The organism is Microbispora sp. H10830 (genome assembly GCF_014161375.1).
Classification (GTDB): domain Bacteria; phylum Actinomycetota; class Actinomycetes; order Streptosporangiales; family Streptosporangiaceae; genus Microbispora; species Microbispora catharanthi.
Genome location: NZ_JABBWX010000012.1, coordinates 327,154 through 343,949, shown reverse-complemented (window position 1 = coordinate 343,949; position 16,796 = coordinate 327,154). Strand labels below are relative to the sequence as shown.

Here is a 16,796-nt window from a genome sequence, read left to right as displayed (position 1 = left end):
TGGCCCTGGTCGAGGTCCACCTGGCCGGCGGGCAGGACCGTGAGGAGGTGTTGCGCCTGGCCGGGGCCCTGGAGCACGCCTCCGAACACCCCATCGCCCAGGCGATCGCCCGGGGCGCCGCCGAGCACGTGGGCGCCCTGCCCGCCCCGCAGGACTTCGCCAACGTCGAGGGCCTGGGGGTGCAGGGCATCGTGGACGGCCACGCCGTGCTCGTCGGCCGGCCCCGCCTGCTGGCCGAGTGGTCCCAGCACCTGCCCGCCGATCTGACCCAGGCGCTGCAGGATGCGCAGGACACCGGCCGCACCGCGGTCGCGGTCGGCTGGGACGGCCAGGCCCGGGCGGTGCTGGTGGTGGCCGACACGGTCAAACCCACCAGCGCCCAGGCCATCGCCGATCTGCGCGCGCTGGGGCTGACGCCGGTGCTGCTGACCGGCGACAACCAGGCGGTCGCCCGTGCGGTCGCCGCCCAGGTCGGCATCGAGGAGGTGATCGCCGAGGTGCTGCCGGCCGACAAGGTCGACGTGGTCAAACGGCTGCAGGCCGAGGGCAAGACCGTGGCGATGGTCGGCGACGGGGTCAACGACGCCGCCGCGCTGGCCCAGGCCGACCTCGGCTTGGCGATGGGCACCGGCACCGACGTGGCGATCGAGGCGGCCGATCTGACCCTGGTGCGGGGTGACCTGCGGGTGGCGGCCGACGCGATCCGGCTGTCACGGCGCACGCTGCGCACGATCAAGGGCAACCTGTTCTGGGCGTTCGCCTACAACGTCGCGGCCCTGCCGCTGGCCGCCGCGGGCCTGCTCAACCCCATGATCGCCGGCGCGGCGATGGCGTTCTCCAGCGTCTTCGTCGTCAGCAACAGTCTCAGACTCCGCCGCTTCCGCTGAGCGTCAAGGTGAGCCTCAAGGCCGGATTGTCCACAGCCTGTGGACGACCCGGCCTCAGCCATACGTGGAGCGCCGGACCGGCGGGGCGTCAGCGGCCCAGGCGGCGTCCGGTCTCCTCGATCACCTGCCACAGGACCGCCGCGAGCTCCGGACGCTCCGTTAGGACGTCCTCGATCCGGGCGCGCCAGGCGCCGACCTCGGCGGACAACGGGTCCTCGCGGACGCCCCGCACAGGCCGGGCCTCGTCTCGCAGGAGGCGCGTGCGGGTGCGGGCCAGGTCCCGTTCGTACGTCTGCCCGAGATGGCGTCCGAGCGTCTCACCGAGCCACCAGTAAGCGTTGTCCGTCGCGGCCGCGACGAACACCCTGGCGCTCTCCCACGCCACACGGTCCCTGTGGATGACAGCCACGCCATCGACGGTACGTCCGGATTCCACGGTGGGCAACGGCCGCTTCGCCGTCGGATCTCGCCGGGCTCTTGGTGCTTCGCCGGGCGCGCCCCGAGTTTGTCGAAACCCGCGCACGGATACGAAGAGTAACGATCGAGCACGATTAGTTACACCTGAGATGAGGAATCTTCATGCACCACCCTTTCCGTCTTCTGTCCCTGGCCGCCCTGACCTGCGCGGGCCTGCTCGCCACCGCGCCCGCCTACGCGGGCTGCGGTTGTGACACGCCGAAGGCCGCCAAGCCCGCGGCCGCCGCCGCGGACCTCGGTGCGAGGGTCGACGCGGGCCTGAACGTGGGCCTCGGCCTCGACGTCGCCCTCGACCTGGGCCTCGACCTCGGCCTGAACGCGCGGGCCGGCGCCAACCCGGGGACCATGAGCTGCGGCAAGCCCATGGTGCTGCGCCGGTGCGGCTGACGGGGCCTGCGTGACCCGGCCGGCGCCGGGTCACGCCACCCGAAAAAACCTCGTGCACGATTGGACCGTTCACATGCAGATGGCGGGCCAGGCTTCTAGAGTGGAAGGATGACCGGCACCACGAGCGAGCGGCTTCCCCGCATCCTCGACGACAAGATGTGCTTCGCGCTCTACGCCGCCTCCCGCGCCGTCACCGCCCTCTATCGGCCGCTTCTCGACGAGATGGGTCTCACCTACCCGCAGTTCCTGGTCCTGCTGGTGCTCTGGGACGGCCCCGAGGAGGGCGTCACGGTCAAGGAACTCGGCGCCGCACTGCACCTCGACTACGGCACGATGACGCCACTGCTCAAGCGCCTGGAGGCGAACGGCCTGCTGCGCCGGGAGCGCCGCATCGACGACGAGCGCACGGTGCAGATCACGCTGACCGAGAAGGGCGCGGGGCTGCGGGAGCGGAGCGACGACATCTTCGCCTCCGTCGGTGACGCGATGGCGCTCGAACCCGAGGAGTTCACCCGCACACTCGCCACGCTGCGCCGCCTGACCGCCAACGTCACCGCCTACGCCAACCGGCGGGACTGAGGGGCGAGCGTTCGTTCAAGGGCGATGCGGGTGAGCCAGCCGAGGGCGGCGGTGAACAGCGGCGGCCACACGATCGGACCGAAGCTGTAGCCGACCAGCACCACGAGCGGGATCCACACACGGTGGACGGCCTGGTAGAGGGCGCCAGGCGGACGAACCCCGGCGAGCCGCGACAGGTCGATCAGCGCGAAGAAGGCGAGCGCGGCGACGGTGGTCGGCACGCCGTACTTGACGCTCTCGAAGACCGCGAACGCGGCCAGGAAGAGCGCGACCACTCCCCAGCCGATCTTTCGCAACCAGCCGCCGCCTTTGTGGTCGGCAGCCCCTGCAGCCGGCTGCGCCCGTTCGCCTGCACCCTTCGTGATCCGCACACCCGTGACCTTATCGGTGGCAGGCCCATGAGACATCATGCGCGCGATTACCTTGCACACAACTTAATTGTGTCCTAGTCTCTGGGACGCACGAGGAACCCGGTCGCAGAGGCCGGGGTCACGCACCGGAGATCAGAAGGAGCACGTCATGGCGTACATCACCGTCGGCCAGGAGAACAGCACCGACATCAACCTGTACTACGAGGACCACGGTAGCGGGCAGCCCATCGTGCTCATCCACGGCTACCCGCTGGACGGCCACTCGTGGGAGAAGCAGATCCCCGCCCTGCTCGGCGCCGGCTACCGCGTCATCACCTACGACCGCCGCGGCTTCGGCCAGTCGAGCCAGCCCACCGTCGGCTACGACTACGACACCTTCGCCGCCGACCTGAACACGCTGCTGGAGACCCTCGACCTGCGTGACGTGATCCTCGTCGGCTTCTCCATGGGCACCGGCGAGGTCGGCCGCTACCTCGGCACGTACGGCTCGGCGCGGGTGGCCAAGGCCGCGTTCCTGGCCTCCCTCGAACCGTTCCTGCTCAAGACGGAGGACAACCCGGAGGGCGTGGACGGCAGCGTGTTCGAGGGCATCCTCGAGGCCGTCACCAAGGACCGTTACGCCTACTTCACCGACTTCTACAACGCCTTCTACAACACCGACGAGAACCTCGGCACGCGCCTGAGCGAGGAGGTCGTCCGGGCCAACTGGAACACCGCCGCGGGAGCCTCGTGGTACGCCTCGTCCGCGGCCGTCCCCACCTGGACGACGGACTTCCGGGCCGACATCCCCAAGATCGACGTTCCGACGCTCATCGTGCACGGCACCGCCGACCGCATTCTGCCCATCGAGTCCACCGGCCGCCCGTTCCACCGGGCGCTCCCCCAGGCCGAGTACGTCGAGATCGAGGGCGCCCCGCACGGCCTGCTGTGGACCCACGCCCAGGAGGTCACCGACGCGCTCCTCGCCTTCCTGGCGAAGTGACGCGCGGGCGGGATATGCCGTCCTGAGATCGTTGCGGCGTGTTCACCCTCGCGTCCGTTTCACGGAAGGAGAGGTTCAAGGCAGGGTAATGGGATCACAGGGCCTGCCCTCAGCACCGAAAGGTACGTCCTGTGAGTTCCTCCCTCTCCCGCCGCGACCTCATGCGCTCGGCCGCCGCCGGCGGCCTCGGCATCGCCATCGCGGGCAGCATCGAGGCCATCGCCGGCCCCGCCGCCGCCCAGGCGGCCCAGGCCGGAGTCGGCAAGACGATCGGGTACGGCCCGGTCGTCGCCGACCCGGCCGGTCTGCTCGCCCTGCCCAAGGGCTTCTCCTACAAGATCGTCGCTCAGGCCGGCAAGACGCTGCTGGAGTCGGGTGAGCCGACCCCCAGCGACGCCGACGGCACCGGCTGCTTCCGCGGCCGTGACGGCTGGGTGCTGGTGAACAACCACGAGATCGGCGGCAGCGAGCCCTACGGCGTGCCCGCCCTGCCCGGCCTGACCTACGACCCGGGTGCGAAGGGCGGCACCACGAACATCGAGGTCGACAGGGACGGCAACCGCATCCGCGAGTACGTCAGCGTGGCCGGCACGCACAACAACTGCGCGGGCGGCATCACGCCGTGGAACACCTGGCTGACCTGCGAGGAGACCGAGCAGCGGGCCGGCGGCGCCTTCCAGAAGGACCACGGGTACGTCTTCGAGGTGGACGCGTTCGACCGCGAGGCCAACAAGAACCCGGTGCCGCTGAAGTTCCTCGGCCGCTACTCCCACGAGGCCGTCGCGGTCAACCCGCGCAACTCGGAGATCTACCTGACCGAGGACGCGAGCGGCCCGAACGGCCTGTACTTCCGCTGGACCCCGCCCCACGGCTTCCACGGCCGCAAGGGCGCGCTGCGCGCGCTGGCCCTGGGCCCTGGCGGCGACACCGCAGGGAAGCTGCAGGCCATGCGGTGCCGCAAGGGCAGCAAGCACATCGCCGACCTGTCCGAGGCGACCCAGCCGGGCACCCGCTACAAGGTCGAGTGGGTCGACGTGCCGGACCGGGACGCCAAGACGACCTCGGTGCGCAAGCAGTTCGCCGACGACCAGATCACCCGCAGCCGCAAGCTGGAAGGCGCCTGGTGGGGCGACGGCGGCGCGTACTTCGTCGCCAGCTACGCCCGGCACGACGACGGCAGCGTCAACGAGCACGACGGCCAGGTCTGGTTCTACGACCCCGAGTCGGAGACCGTCACGCTCAAGACGATCTTCGGTGTCAACCCCGACCCGGAGCAGGACACAAACTACGACGGGCCGGACAACATCACCGTCTCACCGTACGGCGGCGTCATCCTGGCCGAGGACGGCGAGGGCCTGTCGCACCTGGTCGGCGTGACCGACAAGGGCGCGCCCTACCCGATGGCCCGCAACGAGCTCAACGACAGCGAGTTCACCGGCCCGACGTTCAGCGACGACGGCCGCATCCTGTTCGCCAACATCCAGACCCCCGGCTACGTCTTCGCGATCACCGGTCCCTGGACGCAGAAGCACAACGGCCACGGGCACCACTGACCCGCCGCACACCGAGCGAGCCCTCCGGCTCGCTCGGTGGTTCAGGCGAGGAGGGCGGCCAGTGCGAATCCGGCGGCGGCGGCGAGCACGCCGAGGACCAGGCTGCCGAGCGCGTTGAGCCCGGCCTCCAGGACCGAGCCCTCCTCCAGCAGCCGCACGGTCTCGAAACCGAACGTGCTGAACGTCGTGAACGCGCCGCAGAAGCCGGTGCCGAGCAGGGTGACCATCGCGGCGGGCAGCCCGAGGTCGTCCCGGGCGCCGAGCAGCAGCCCGAGCACGAGCGACCCGGACAGGTTGACCGCCAGCGTGCCCCAGGGGAACACGCTGTCGTGCAGGCGCTGCACCAGGCGGTCGGTCAGATAACGGGCGGGAGCGCCGACGATGCCGCCGAGGAAGACGAGCAGCAGGGTCACGGCTCCGCCCGCCCCGGCTCACGCCCCACGTAGCGGTAGACCTCCACGGGATCGACGATCACCAGGCCCTCGGTCACCAGTTCGTCCAGTTCCGCCACGAACGCGCTGATCCTCTCCGGAACGTCCACGATGACGACGGCGATGGGCAGGTCCTCGCTGAGCGACAGCAGGCGGCTGGTGTGGATGCGTGAGGAGGCGCCGAAGCCCTCGATGCCCCGGAACACGCTCGCCCCCGCCAGGCCCATCCTGCGCGCCCGATGCACGATCTCGGTGTACAGCGGCCGGTGCCGGTACTGGTCGCTCTCGCCTATCAGGATCGTCAACCGTTGGGCGGGGCCGTGCAGTCTCATTCGCCCCTCCTCCCGCGCCGCCGTACGGGGAGGCCCGCCAGGGTGCGGGCGAGGACGATGCCGCACCAGACCGCGATCAGCCCGGCGACCATGCTGGCGGCGGCGTACGCACCGGCCATCGGCCACGCGCCGTGCGACGACCTGTCCACGATCTCCACGGTGAAGGTGGAGAACGTCGTGAAGCCGCCGAGGAAGCCGACCCCGAGGAACGGACGGACGTAGCGGCGCGGCGGCCAGACGTCCAGGACGAAGACCATCAGGGCCCCGAGCGCGAAGCAGCCGGTGACGTTGGCGAGGAACGTCCCCCAGGGGAATCCGGTGGGCGGCGCGGGGAAGGCCCGGCCGAGCAGATACCTGGCCACGGCGCCGGCTCCGCCGCCGAGTGCGATCACCCCGAGGACGTCCCAAGTCCGGCGGCCGGCCGGGGCCGGGGCCGCCGGCCCGCGGAACATGTCCCGCTCGTGACGGAGGTCCACGTCGGGGTCGATCGGCAGATCCGCCTCTTCCCGATCGCCGCGTACGCGCCGGCTCACACCGTCCTCCTCACCTCGCCACCCGGTCCGCCGTTCGCCTCGTCGCCCGGCCTGTCCGCAGGTCCGCGCGACGGTTGCCACGACGGTCGCGAAGGGGAGCGGATTCCGCACGAGTGCATCCCAGTTTAGGTGCCGCACCGGAACGGCCATCCGGGCCGCCGTGGTCGTCGCGGGCCGGGCGATTCGCGATCAGCAGCGGTATGCCCCTATTAAGGAATTGCTGACGACCGCAAATTAAGGGTCGGGACAGAACAGCAGACAGAGCTTCCGGCAGTCACCGCTTTCCGGACATAGACCTATAGTGACCTGCTCGAATACAACTCCTACATATCACAATAAACATATCGATTAACCACATTGGGTTCTATTGACAGCAAACCGGGGCCGCCGTTGACTGGTGGGATATGGGCGTGATCACGAAAATGATGCCGATAGAAGCGTCACCGGTGCGAGGTGACGGATTCGGAGCGCGCACGGCTGCGGTCACGCCTTGTTGAGCGCCACCGGCATCCCGGGCCAGGCCCGGCCCGGCCGGTCGTGCGACCCTCACCTCACCGTCGATCTGCGCGGATCGCCGGGCTCGGTGTCGTGGCGGCTCCCGGAGACCGGGCCGGTCGCGGAGACCGGGCCGGTCGCGGACGCCGCACCCTGCGTCGTGCTGGCCGACCGTGCGGGCTGCGCCGAGTTCGCCGTCCTCCAGGACACGCTGCACCACCTCGGCGTGCCGAGCGTACGCGTCGACGCCGAGAGCGTGGCCGCGCTGCGGCTGTCCGCCGCGGTGACCGGCGGGGCCGGGCACGACCGCACCCGGTGCGTGCTCGACCTTGACGGCCGCCGGATCGCTCCGACCGTCGTCTGGGCGCGTCACTTCTCCCCCCGGGCCATGCCCGCGACGGCGGACGCCGCACAGACCCTCCTGCGGGCCGAGTCCTGGCACGCGTTCGTCCGCCAGCTCTGCTCGCTCGCGCCGGCCAGCCTGCCCGGCAACCGTCCCGGTCGTCTGGAGCAGCTCGCCGGGGCCGCGGCCGCCGGCATCCGCGTCCCCCGGACGGTCGTCACCACCGCCCCGGCGGAGGCCGCCACCGCGATGCCGGGCCGCAGGGTCGTGGTCAAGGTCGTCGGGGAGCACTTCGTCGAGGCCTCGCCCGGCCTCCTGACCGGGGCGCTCCCCGAGATCGCGGCACGCGCGGAGGTCCTGCGCCGGCCCGCGCTCGACTATCCGGTGATCGTGCAGGAACACGTCGAGCACGACGCCGAGCTGCGGGTCTACCACGTCGCCGGCGCCGTGCACGCCTACGCCGTCGGCAAGCGCGCCCCCGACTCGCCCTGGCGGGAGGAGGCCGAGGTGACGGTCACGCCGGTCGCCGCCCCGCCCGCGGTCGCCGCCGCCGTACGCAGGCTCGCGAGCCTGTGGGGGTTGGCCTACGGCGCCTTCGACCTGCTGCTCAGCGCGGGCGAGGTGGTGTTCCTCGAGGTCAACACCGACGGCGACTGGCGCTGGTTCGAGGCGAAGGCCGGAGGGCGTGAGGTCTCCACCGCCGTGGCGCTCGCGATCAGGACGCTCCACCTGGCGGCCCTGGGGAACACCGGACCCCCATCGCCGCTCGAACTCGTCGACTTCCTCCTGTTAGGCACTCGGACACGCGGCTCCCGCCGGTGACCGGGTCGCCGCGCAGACCCGGACCAAGGAAAGCGCCATGGGTGACGTGAGCTCGCCGCGACTGCACTGTTCTGTACTCGGTTCGCTGGAGGTCCGCGTCGCGGGCCGCAGGGCCGTCATCGGCGCTCCGAAACAGCGGCTTCTCCTGGCGATCCTGCTGTGCCACGCGAACGCGGTCATCCCGTCGGACCAGCTGATCGACTCGTTGTGGGGCGAGACCCCGCCGCGTACGGCCCGCAAGAACCTGCAGGTCTACATGTCCGCGCTCCGCAAGATCGTGGGCGACCGGATCAGCTTCCAGGGATGGGGCTACCGCATCAGCGCCGATCGCGAGGAGCTCGACCTGCTGCGCTTCCTGGAACTGGGCAGGTCGGGGCGCGCCGCCGTCCGGAGCGGAGACCTCGCCACCGCCGCCGCGCTGCTGGGCGACGCCGTCCGCATGTGGCGGGAACGGCCGCTTGAGGAGTTCTGCCATGTCCCGCTCGTGGCCGCCGAGGTAAGCCGCTTCACCGAGCTCTTCCTGTCGATCTACGAGGACTGGGTCGAGCTGGAGATCGAGCTGGGCCGCCACGTCGACGCCCTGGGCTCCCTCGACGTCGTCGCCGCACGGTTCCCCGCCCGCGAGCGCGTCGCCGCGGCCAGGATGACCGCGCTGTCGCGGTGCGGGCGGGCCGCCGAGGCCCTGGCCCACTTCGAGGGCCTGCGCCGGCACCTCGCCGCCGAGATGGGCATCGATCCCAGCCCGTTGATCAGGCAGCTCTACCAGGCCATCCTCCGCGGTGACGGGCCCCCGCCCGCGCGTCTCCCCGGCCTGGCCGGCGCCGTCCGTCCCCGGCCCGTACGCGCCCTGGCGAACCGGCTGCCCCGCGCCATCGACGACTTCGTGGGCCGGGAGGCGGAGGTGCGGCGCGTCCTGGACGAGCCCGCGCCCGTCACGGTGATCACGGGCGGGCTCGGCGCCGGCAAGACCGCCCTCGCCGTGCACGTCGCGCACCTGCTGGCCCCCCGCTATCCGGACGGCGCCGTGGTGATCCCGCTGCGGTGCCACGGAGTCCCCAGGCCGGCCGCGGACGTCCAGCGGGAGATCCTGGAGGGCGTCGGACTGGAGGTCGCCGGCCTGCGCGGGGACGACGTGCTGGCCTCTGTCTGGCGGTCGTGGCTCGCCGACCGGAAGGTCCTGCTGGTCCTCGACGACTCGCCGGACGAGTCGAGCGTCCGCGTGCTGCTCCCCGGCACCACGTCGAGCAGGGTCCTGGTGACGAGCCGGAACAGGCTCAGCGGGCTGGAGTCGGTGGCCAGGATCGATATCGAGGACCTGTCCACGAGTGAGGGCGTCGAGTTCCTGAGCCGGTTGATCGGCCGCGACCGGGTGGCCGGGGATCTGCCCGCCGTCCTGCGGATCTTCCGTAGGTGCGGGCTGTCGCCCCTGGTCCTGCGCCTGCTCGGGGGCCGGCTCGCCGGGCTGCGGCACCTGCCGCTCGGCCTGCTGGCGGAGCGGCTGGAACGGACCGAGGACGTGCTGGACGAGTTCGTCGCGGGGGACGTGTCACTGCGCCGGCGGTTCGAGGAGTCCTACGCCCACCCGTCGTGGCCGCACCGCGCCGCGTTCCTCGCCCTGGGCGCGCTCGACGGCCCGGTCTTCGGACACGAGGAGCTCGTCGCGGCACTGGACGGCACAGAAGGGCCGGGCGAGCGGGTCATCGAGTCCCTGTTGGAGGCCGGTGTCCTGACGATCCCGCAGGTCGAGACCGACGCCGAGGTGGTCGCCCACTCCTTGTCGTACGCGATGTCACCGCTCGCCCACCGGTTCGCGGCCGAGCTCGGCGAGGACCGGAACCGCTGAGGGCGCGGAACCGGTGGCGGCGGCAGTCGGCACGTGGAGGCCGCGCAGCGCGGGGCTGATCGAGGCCACCACGCTGCACGCCGCGAGCAGGCCGCCCACCGCCACCAGCGCGCCGGCGCCGCCGATGTACTGCGCCAGCAGGCCGCCGAGCAGCGGCCCGACCGGGGTCAGGCCCATGGTGGCCATGGTGAACACGGAGACCACCCGGCCCGTCATCGCGTCCGGGACGAGCCTGGCGAGCAGGACACGCAGGACCACGTTGAGCGCCGGCGCCGCGACCATCGCGAGGAAGAGCGGGACCACCGGCCAGTAGGGCCCGAACGGCAGGGCGGTCGCGCAGACGGCCAGTGCGAAGAACCCGACCACGGCCGGCATGAGCCTGCCCGGCGGCAGCAGGCGCCCGATCCTGGCCGACAGGGTCGCGCCGAGCAGACCACCCAGGCCCAGCCCGGCCAGCACGACGCCGGTCGCGGCCGCATCACCGCCGCGCGCCTCCACCATGACGATGACGGGCAGCAGCAGCGCGTTCGCAACGAGGTTGGCGACCAGGGCGAACGCCAGCCCGGCGCGCAGGCCGCGATGGCGCCACAGCCAGCCCGCCGCCTCCATGACGTCGGCCCGCATCCCGGTCTCGCGCCGCTCCGCCGCCTCCGCCGGCCTGCGCGGCACCCGCGCGCGCACCACGCACACCAGCGAGACCAGGTAGCTGAGCGCGTCCACGGCGAACGGGAGGGCCCGGCCCAGGCCGAACAGGAAGCCGCCGAGTGGCGGCCCGGCGAGGGCGGCCGCGTGCCCGCGCGCCTCCTCCTGGGCGTACGCCTCGGGAAGCTGCCCGGAAGCCACGACCCCGCGGATCGCGGCGGCCCTGGCGGGGCCGAAGAAGGAGTCGGCCGCGCCGGTCACCACCGCGACCGCCACGATCTGCCACAGCGCCACCCGGCCGGTCAGGACGGCGGCGGCGAGCGCGGCCAGGGCGAGACACCGGACGACCTCGGCGGCGATCAGGATGCGGCGCCGGTCCCACCGGTCCACCCACGCCCCGGCGGGCAGGGAGAACAGGAGATCGGCCGTGATCCGGCAGGCGCCGACCAGCCCGGCCAGCGCGGCGGAGCCGCTGACGGCCAGGATCAGCAGCGGGAAGGCCACCCAGGTGAGCGTGGTCCCCAGCTCCGATGCCGCCGCCCCCATCCAGAGCATCTGGAACCGGGAGTTACGGCGCAGCGGCGGCAGCCCACTGTGCTTACCGATTCGCTCGCTCCGCTCACTCATGCTTGGAGCGTCCCAACGGGCGGTTGGCGCCCAGTAGGGACGCGGTATGGGGCCGGTATGCGCGGCCGGACCAGGCGTGATCGGGGCCAGTATGGCGACGGCATGGCGTCGCCATACTGGCCCTGAACCCTCCGTACTTACCGTTGGCGGCGTACCCCTGTGGCCGACAGGTCCCGCACGACCAGTCCCCGCACGACCAGGAGGTGGCCGATGAACAGCCGCGAGGTTCACAGCGGGCCGGCGCCGTTCGACCCGTTGACGGCCCTGCGCGAGGCGGGTCACCCGGTGGACCTGCTCAACGAGCGGCAGCGGCAGGTGTTCGCCGAGCTGAGCAGGCCGGAGGTCGAGCTGCTCAACTCGATCAAGACCCGCCTGGACGCGGCAGCGGGCGAGGTCGAGGGACAAGAGCTCAAACTCGTATGAGCGCCGGGGCGGCCCGCCCTGCGCGCCGGAACGTCGTCGTCGTCTTCATCGACCTGGTCGGCTCGACGGAGCTCGCGGAACGGCTCGATCCCGAGCTGCTCCGGGACGTCCTCGACCGCTACTACCGGGCGTGCACCTCCGGCATCGAGGAGCACGGCGGCGTGGTGGAGAAGTACATCGGGGACGCGATCATGGCCGCCTTCGGCATCCCCGCCGGCCGCGAGGACGACGCGCTCCGGGCGGTACGCGCCGCGCACGCCGCGCTGCAGCGGGTGCGCGAGCTGAGCGAGGACCTGGCCCCCACGCACGGCATCCGGCTCGACGTGCACTGCGGCGTGAGCGCCGGGGAGGCGGTGGTCATCGCCACTCCGGGAGCGGACCTTCGCGTCATCGGCGACACCGTCAACACGGCCGCCCGCCTGCAGTCGGCCGCGGGCGTCGGCGAGATCCTCGTCGGGGACGAGGTCGCGCGCATGGTCCGCGCCCAGGCGCGTCTCGAGCCCGTGCCGCCGCTCACGCTGAAGGGCAAGAGCAACCCCGTACGAGCCTGGCGGGTGACCTCCCTGGAGCCCGAGGCCGGCCACGACGACGACCAGATCCCGCTCATCGGCCGCGACTCCGAGATCGGGCGCCTGCGCGCGGCGTACCGCGAGGCGGTGCGGGACCGCCGGTGCCGGGTGGTGACCGTGCTCGGCGTGCCGGGCATCGGCAAGTCCCGGCTCGTGCGCGACTTCGTCCACGAGCTGCCCGCCGGGGTCACCGTGATCGCCGGCCGGTGCCGCTCGTACGGCGTGGGGATCACCTATCGCCCCATTGTGGAGATGGTCGAATCCCTCGGCGACGACTGGCGGGACATCCAGCCGGCGCTGGAGGCGTCGAGTGGCTCCACCCTGCGCGGCCTGGCGACCGCCGACGCCTCGCGCGCGCCGCGCACCGGGGAGGACGCGGGCGTCGAGGAGATCTCGCGGGCGGTGCGCGCGCTGTTCGAGGCGCTGGCCCGGCGCGGCCCGCTGGTGGCGGTCTGGGAGGACCTGCACTGGGCCGAGCCGACCCTGCTCGACCTGATCGACGACCTCGCGGCGTGGCTCGCCGACGTGCCCGTCCTGGTCGTACGGGTGGCCAGGCCCGAGCTGCTGGAGGCGCGGCCCGTCTGGGGGGACGACGCGGAGCGTGCCGCCGCGTTCGAGCTGGGGGCGCTCGACGCCGCCCAGATGGAACGGCTGGTCGCCGAGCTGGCCGCACACCGGCTGCCGGACGCCGAGGTGGTCGCCCACGACATGGCCGCCGGCCCGGCCCTGTGCCTGCGGGTCGCGCGGAGCTCCGACGGCAACCCGCTGTTCGCCGAGCTGCTGCTGGAGACCCTTGCCGAGGAGGGGGAGGACGCCCCGCTGCCGCCCACCATCCAGGCGCTCCTCGGCGCGCGCCTCGACCGGCTCGACGAGGGGGAGCGCGATGTGCTCGAACGCGCCGCGACGATCGGCCACGTCTTCACCCGCGACCAGCTCGGCGTCCTCTGCGCGGCCGAGCCGCAGTCCCGGCTCGACGTCGACGAGCTGCTCGGGCGCCTGATCCGCACGCGCATGGTCGGGCGCGGGGAGGCGCCGGGGTCGTTCCGATTCACGCAGACGCTGACCCGGGACACGGTCTACGCCATGACCCGCAAGGACCTGCGGGCCACCTGGCATCTGGCCCTCGCCGACCGCATCGCCGGCCAGGCCGGCGCCGCCGCGGCGTCCCGCGCCGCCCTCTCGTCCCGTGCCGCGGAGGAGAGCTCGCACGGCGACCTGACCCACCACCTGGAGACCGCCTGCCTGCTCAAACGCGAGGTGCGACCGGACGACCCGATGCTGCCGGCGCTCACCGAGCGGGCCGCCCGCGCCCTGGTGGGCGAGGGCACCCAGGCGCTGCACCGCAAGGACCTGCCCGCCGCCATCGCCCTGCTGGAGCGGGGACGCGACCTGCTGCCGCCCGGCCACGCCGAGCACCGGGTGCTGGCGGTGCGCATCTGCGACGCCGGGCTGGCCCATGGCGAGGCCGACCGGCCGTACGACGCGCTGGACGTGGCCGAGCGGATGCTGCCGGACGACCGGCGCAACCGGCTGATCTGCGCCATCCAGCGCGAGACGCTGGCGGTGCGCTTCGGCACCCGGCCCGCGTCGGGCGAGCCGTTCCGCGACCTGCTGGCCGCCGACCCCGGCGACGACCTCGGCTGGTGCCGTTTCCACCATCTCCAGGCGCTGGTGCGCATCGGCGAGGGCCGGTTCGGGGCGGCCGAGGCGGCGCTGCGCGACGCCCTGGCCCGGGCCCGCTCCCTCGGCGACAGATATGAGGAGAACCGCCTGCTCAGCGGGCTTTGCGAGCTGGCGCAGTGGTCCCCCACGCCGCTGGCCGAGGGGCTGAGCCTGTGTGTCGGGGTGTCGGGCAGGTTCCGCGCCGACCGGGCGATGCTCCTGCCCGTCCTGGTCACCGAGGCGCGGCTGCTCGCGCTCGCCGGCTACGTCACCGCCGCCAGGGCCGTCCTCGACAAGGCCGACCAGTACGCCCGCGACCTTCACCTCGACCTCGCGGCGACCGCGGTCCTCCAGGTGCGCGGGCTGGTGGAGTCGCTCGTCGACCGGCACGCCGAGGCGGAGGCGCTGTTCCGCAGGGCGGCGGCGGACCTGCACCGGGCGGGCCAGTCGGAGCCGGCCAGGACGCTGGAGCTCTACGCCGCCCGCGAGCTGCTCCGGCAGGGGCGGCACCCCGAGGCCGCGCGGGAGCTGGACCGGTTGCGGGCCGCGGGCGGACGGCTGCAGGCCCGCGGCGAGCTGACCCTTCTCGCGCTGAGCGCCAGGGTCGCGGCCCTCGACGGCGGCCACGGCGCGGCGGGCGCCCTCGCCGCGCGGGCGGAGGAGCTGCTCGCCCGCACCGACGACCCCTGCCTGCGCGGGGACGTGCTGGCCGACCTGGCGGTGGCGCACCGAGCGGCCGGGCGCGCCGGCCCGGCGGCCCTGGCCGCGGCCCGCGCGCTGCGCGACTACGCGGCCAAGGGAGCGGAGCTGCCCGCCCGGCGCGTACGCCGGTGGATCGAGGAGGAGAGGCGACCGTGACGCAGCCCCCATGGCGCCGGGAGCGGCGTGAGCAGTTCCCCGGCGTGCCGGCCTGGAGCCTGGCGACCTCGCGGCTGGCCCCGGAGGAGTTCGGCGTGAGCCGCCTGGAGGACGTCACCAGGGAGTGGGCCTGGGGTGGTGACGGCGCGGGTGACGGCGCAGGTGACGGCGCAGGTGACGGCACGGGTGACGGCGCAGGTGACGGCGCAGGTGACGGCGTGGGTGACGGCGGCGTGGGCCGCGCCGACGGAGCGGGCGTGCGCGTCTGCGTGCTCGACACCGGGGTGGACGCCGGTCATCCGCGGGTCGGCGGCCTGGAGCGTTCGCTGGTGGTCGCCGACGGCGAGGACCTGACGGTCGTCGACTGCGACCCGGTGGACCCCGTGGGGCACGGGACCGCGTGCGCCGGGGTGATCCGCTCGATCGCCCCGGCCGTCTCGCTGACCTCGGTGCGGGTGCTGACCGACGGGCGCTCCGGCAGCGGGGCCGCCCTTCTGGCCGGGCTGCGCTGGGCCGTCGAGGAGGGGTTCGACCTCGTCAACCTCAGCCTGTCCACCACCAGGAGCCAGTATCTGCCCGCGCTGCACGAGCTGGCCGACCGCGCGTACTTCCGGCGCTGCCTGCTGGTGGCCTCGGCCCACAACATGCCGGTCGTCAGCTTCCCCTGGACCTTCTCCTCGGTCATCTCGGTGGCCAGCCACGACGAACCCGACCCCATGACCTACTACTACAACCCCGCGCCCCCGGCCGAGTTCCTCGCCCGGGGCGTCCGGGTCCCGGTGGCCTGGCGCCGCGGCAGGGAGATCCGCAGCACCGGCAACAGCTTCGCCGCGCCGCACATCACCGGGATCTGCGCGCTCATCCTGAGCAGGCACCGGTGGATGACTCCCTTCCAGCTCAAGTCCGTGCTCTATCTGGCCGCCAGCAACGTCGTCGCATCCAAGGGAGGCGCGCATGTCCGTGCATGAACGGCGCTCCGACAGCGAAATCATCGAGCGCAGGCTGCTGCAGTCCACCGTCGAGGTCGCCCGGCACGTCTTCGCCTCGGCCGCGGCGTCGGTCTTCCTGGTGGACCAGGAGACCGGCGAGCTGGTCTTCGAGGCCGTGTCGGGCGAGGGGGAGCAGCACCTGGTCGGGACGCGCTTCCCGGCCGGCACGGGCATCGCGGGCTGGGTCGCGGCGAGCGGCCAGCCGATGATCGCCGACGAGGTGGCCGCGGTGCCGCAGTTCGCCCACGACGCCGCCGAGTCCACCGGGTATGTCCCCCGCAGCATCATGGCGGCGCCGGTGATCAGGCAGGAGAGCTGCATCGGTGTGCTGGAGGTGCTCGACAGGTCCGCCACCTGGCGGGGGGACCTCGCCGACGTGGACCTCCTCGCGATGCTCGCCGCCCAGGCCGCTCACGGGCTGGAGCTTCTGCTGCGGCTGCGGCGGGCCGAGACGGCGCTACCAGCCGCGCCCGGCGGCGACGACGTCCACGTGCTGCTGCAGCGGATCTCCGACCGGGTGCCGCGCGACGGCGGGCCCGCCGACCCGACCGCCCTGAAGCTCCTCGCCGTGGCCGAGGAGCTGTTGCACTGAATCCTCTGGCGTGGCTTGGCCGAGTCTGGGACCGCGGCGGAGATTGCCGACCTGGTCGAAGGCGGTATGAGCCAGGACGAAAGCCACGATCGTCAGAGGGGAACAGCCGCTCATGGAGATGCCCGTAGTCAACCGGTGCGAGGCCACCTCGTGCGCGTACAACCGCGACGGCATGTGCCACGCCACCGCCATCACGGTCGGGGACGCGTCCCACGCGCACTGCGACACGTTCTTCACCGCGTCCACGCGGGGAGGCGACCAGGAGACCGTGGGCCGGGTGGGCGCCTGCAAGATGTCCGACTGCCGGCACAACGTGGCGCTGGAGTGCCAGGCGCCCGGCATCGACATCGGCTACTCGCAGGACGAGGCCGACTGCCTCACGTACGCCCCGGCGTAGGC

Annotated in this window: 18 protein-coding genes; 12 read left to right on the top strand and 6 right to left on the bottom strand. The window is 72.7% G+C overall.

Features of this window, described 5'->3' with window-relative positions; all coding sequences use genetic code 11:
* Positions 1-887, top strand: an 887-nt coding sequence (locus HHX35_RS29240) for a cation-translocating P-type ATPase (RefSeq protein WP_182901878.1), incomplete at its 5' end; no start/stop codon positions are given.
* 88 nt (positions 888-975) lie between these two features.
* Here the strand turns inward: HHX35_RS29240 and HHX35_RS29235 are convergent.
* Positions 976-1,296, bottom strand: a complete 321-nt coding sequence (locus tag HHX35_RS29235) for a hypothetical protein (protein WP_041952975.1) — start codon at positions 1,294-1,296, stop codon at positions 976-978.
* Between the two features lie 170 nt (positions 1,297-1,466).
* Between HHX35_RS29235 and HHX35_RS29230 the strand changes: the two genes are divergently transcribed.
* Together HHX35_RS29230 and HHX35_RS29225 are read left to right on the top strand one after the other, a co-directional pair.
* Positions 1,467-1,751, top strand: a complete 285-nt coding sequence (locus HHX35_RS29230) for a hypothetical protein (protein ID WP_182901877.1) — start codon at positions 1,467-1,469, stop codon at positions 1,749-1,751.
* Between the two features lie 108 nt (positions 1,752-1,859).
* Positions 1,860-2,330 carry a MarR family winged helix-turn-helix transcriptional regulator gene (locus HHX35_RS29225; protein ID WP_182901876.1) on the top strand — a complete coding sequence of 157 codons (471 nt, stop codon included), beginning with the start codon at positions 1,860-1,862 and terminating at the stop codon, positions 2,328-2,330.
* Here HHX35_RS29225 and HHX35_RS29220 read toward each other — a convergent pair.
* On the bottom strand, positions 2,309-2,626 hold the full coding sequence (locus HHX35_RS29220; protein ID WP_182901875.1) for a hypothetical protein: 318 nt from the start codon (positions 2,624-2,626) through the stop codon (positions 2,309-2,311). The two genes, HHX35_RS29225 and HHX35_RS29220, sit on opposite strands and share 22 nt — an antisense overlap.
* A gap of 223 nt (positions 2,627-2,849) precedes the next feature.
* On the opposite strand from HHX35_RS29220, the gene HHX35_RS29215 reads away from it, so the two are divergent.
* Both HHX35_RS29215 and HHX35_RS29210 read left to right on the top strand, forming a co-directional pair.
* Positions 2,850-3,683 (top strand): alpha/beta fold hydrolase, encoded by an 834-nt coding sequence (locus tag HHX35_RS29215; protein WP_139575377.1) that lies wholly within the window; start codon positions 2,850-2,852, stop codon positions 3,681-3,683.
* A 131-nt stretch (positions 3,684-3,814) separates the two neighbouring features.
* The gene (locus HHX35_RS29210) at positions 3,815-5,236 is read left to right on the top strand and encodes an alkaline phosphatase PhoX (RefSeq protein ID WP_310739370.1); all 1,422 of its coding nucleotides are present in this window, start codon (positions 3,815-3,817) and stop codon (positions 5,234-5,236) included.
* Between the two features lie 41 nt (positions 5,237-5,277).
* Here the strand turns inward: HHX35_RS29210 and crcB (HHX35_RS29205) are convergent, their stop codons facing one another.
* The 3 genes from crcB (HHX35_RS29205) to crcB (HHX35_RS29195) are packed head-to-tail and all read right to left on the bottom strand — an operon-like array spanning position 5,278 to position 6,532.
* Positions 5,278-5,649 carry a fluoride efflux transporter CrcB gene (gene crcB, locus HHX35_RS29205; protein WP_182901874.1) on the bottom strand — a complete coding sequence of 124 codons (372 nt, stop codon included), beginning with the start codon at positions 5,647-5,649 and terminating at the stop codon, positions 5,278-5,280.
* On the bottom strand, positions 5,646-5,999 hold the full coding sequence (locus tag HHX35_RS29200) for a DUF190 domain-containing protein (protein ID WP_182901873.1): 354 nt from the start codon (positions 5,997-5,999) through the stop codon (positions 5,646-5,648). The genes crcB (HHX35_RS29205) and HHX35_RS29200 overlap by 4 nt, the downstream gene beginning before the upstream one ends.
* A complete protein-coding gene (gene crcB, locus HHX35_RS29195; RefSeq protein ID WP_310739369.1) occupies positions 5,996-6,532 on the bottom strand; it encodes a fluoride efflux transporter CrcB in 537 nt (178 codons plus the stop codon). Before crcB (HHX35_RS29195) ends, HHX35_RS29200 begins: the two co-directional genes overlap by 4 nt.
* A 490-nt stretch (positions 6,533-7,022) precedes the next feature.
* On the opposite strand from crcB (HHX35_RS29195), the gene HHX35_RS29190 reads away from it, so the two are divergent.
* Together HHX35_RS29190 and HHX35_RS29185 are read left to right on the top strand one after the other, a co-directional pair.
* Positions 7,023-8,192, top strand: a complete 1,170-nt coding sequence (locus HHX35_RS29190) for a hypothetical protein (RefSeq protein ID WP_182901872.1) — start codon at positions 7,023-7,025, stop codon at positions 8,190-8,192.
* A gap of 37 nt (positions 8,193-8,229) precedes the next feature.
* Positions 8,230-10,035: a BTAD domain-containing putative transcriptional regulator gene (locus HHX35_RS29185; RefSeq protein ID WP_182901871.1), complete on the top strand. Its 1,806-nt coding sequence runs from the start codon at positions 8,230-8,232 to the stop codon at positions 10,033-10,035.
* Here HHX35_RS29185 and HHX35_RS29180 read toward each other — a convergent pair.
* Positions 9,982-11,304, bottom strand: a complete 1,323-nt coding sequence (locus HHX35_RS29180; protein WP_182901870.1) for an MFS transporter — start codon at positions 11,302-11,304, stop codon at positions 9,982-9,984. The two genes, HHX35_RS29185 and HHX35_RS29180, sit on opposite strands and share 54 nt — an antisense overlap.
* A gap of 210 nt (positions 11,305-11,514) precedes the next feature.
* Between HHX35_RS29180 and HHX35_RS29175 the strand changes: the two genes are divergently transcribed.
* The 5 genes from HHX35_RS29175 to HHX35_RS29155 all read left to right on the top strand — a co-directional run bounded on the left by HHX35_RS29175 (position 11,515) and on the right by HHX35_RS29155 (position 16,794).
* The gene (locus HHX35_RS29175; RefSeq protein WP_139575383.1) at positions 11,515-11,727 is read left to right on the top strand and encodes an aroma-sacti cluster domain-containing protein; all 213 of its coding nucleotides are present in this window, start codon (positions 11,515-11,517) and stop codon (positions 11,725-11,727) included.
* Entirely contained in the window at positions 11,724-14,816 is a 3,093-nt protein-coding gene (locus tag HHX35_RS29170; RefSeq protein WP_182901869.1) for an AAA family ATPase, read from the top strand. The genes HHX35_RS29175 and HHX35_RS29170 overlap by 4 nt, the downstream gene beginning before the upstream one ends.
* Positions 14,813-15,784: a S8 family serine peptidase gene (locus HHX35_RS29165; RefSeq protein WP_182901868.1), complete on the top strand. Its 972-nt coding sequence runs from the start codon at positions 14,813-14,815 to the stop codon at positions 15,782-15,784. The genes HHX35_RS29170 and HHX35_RS29165 overlap by 4 nt, the downstream gene beginning before the upstream one ends.
* A complete protein-coding gene (locus HHX35_RS29160) occupies positions 15,771-16,397 on the top strand; it encodes a GAF domain-containing protein (protein ID WP_220505995.1) in 627 nt (208 codons plus the stop codon). Before HHX35_RS29165 ends, HHX35_RS29160 begins: the two co-directional genes overlap by 14 nt.
* Before the next feature lie 112 nt (positions 16,398-16,509).
* Positions 16,510-16,794, top strand: coding sequence for a DUF1540 domain-containing protein (locus HHX35_RS29155; protein ID WP_139575386.1), 285 nt, complete (start codon positions 16,510-16,512; stop codon positions 16,792-16,794).
* Positions 16,795-16,796 lie beyond the last annotated feature (2 nt).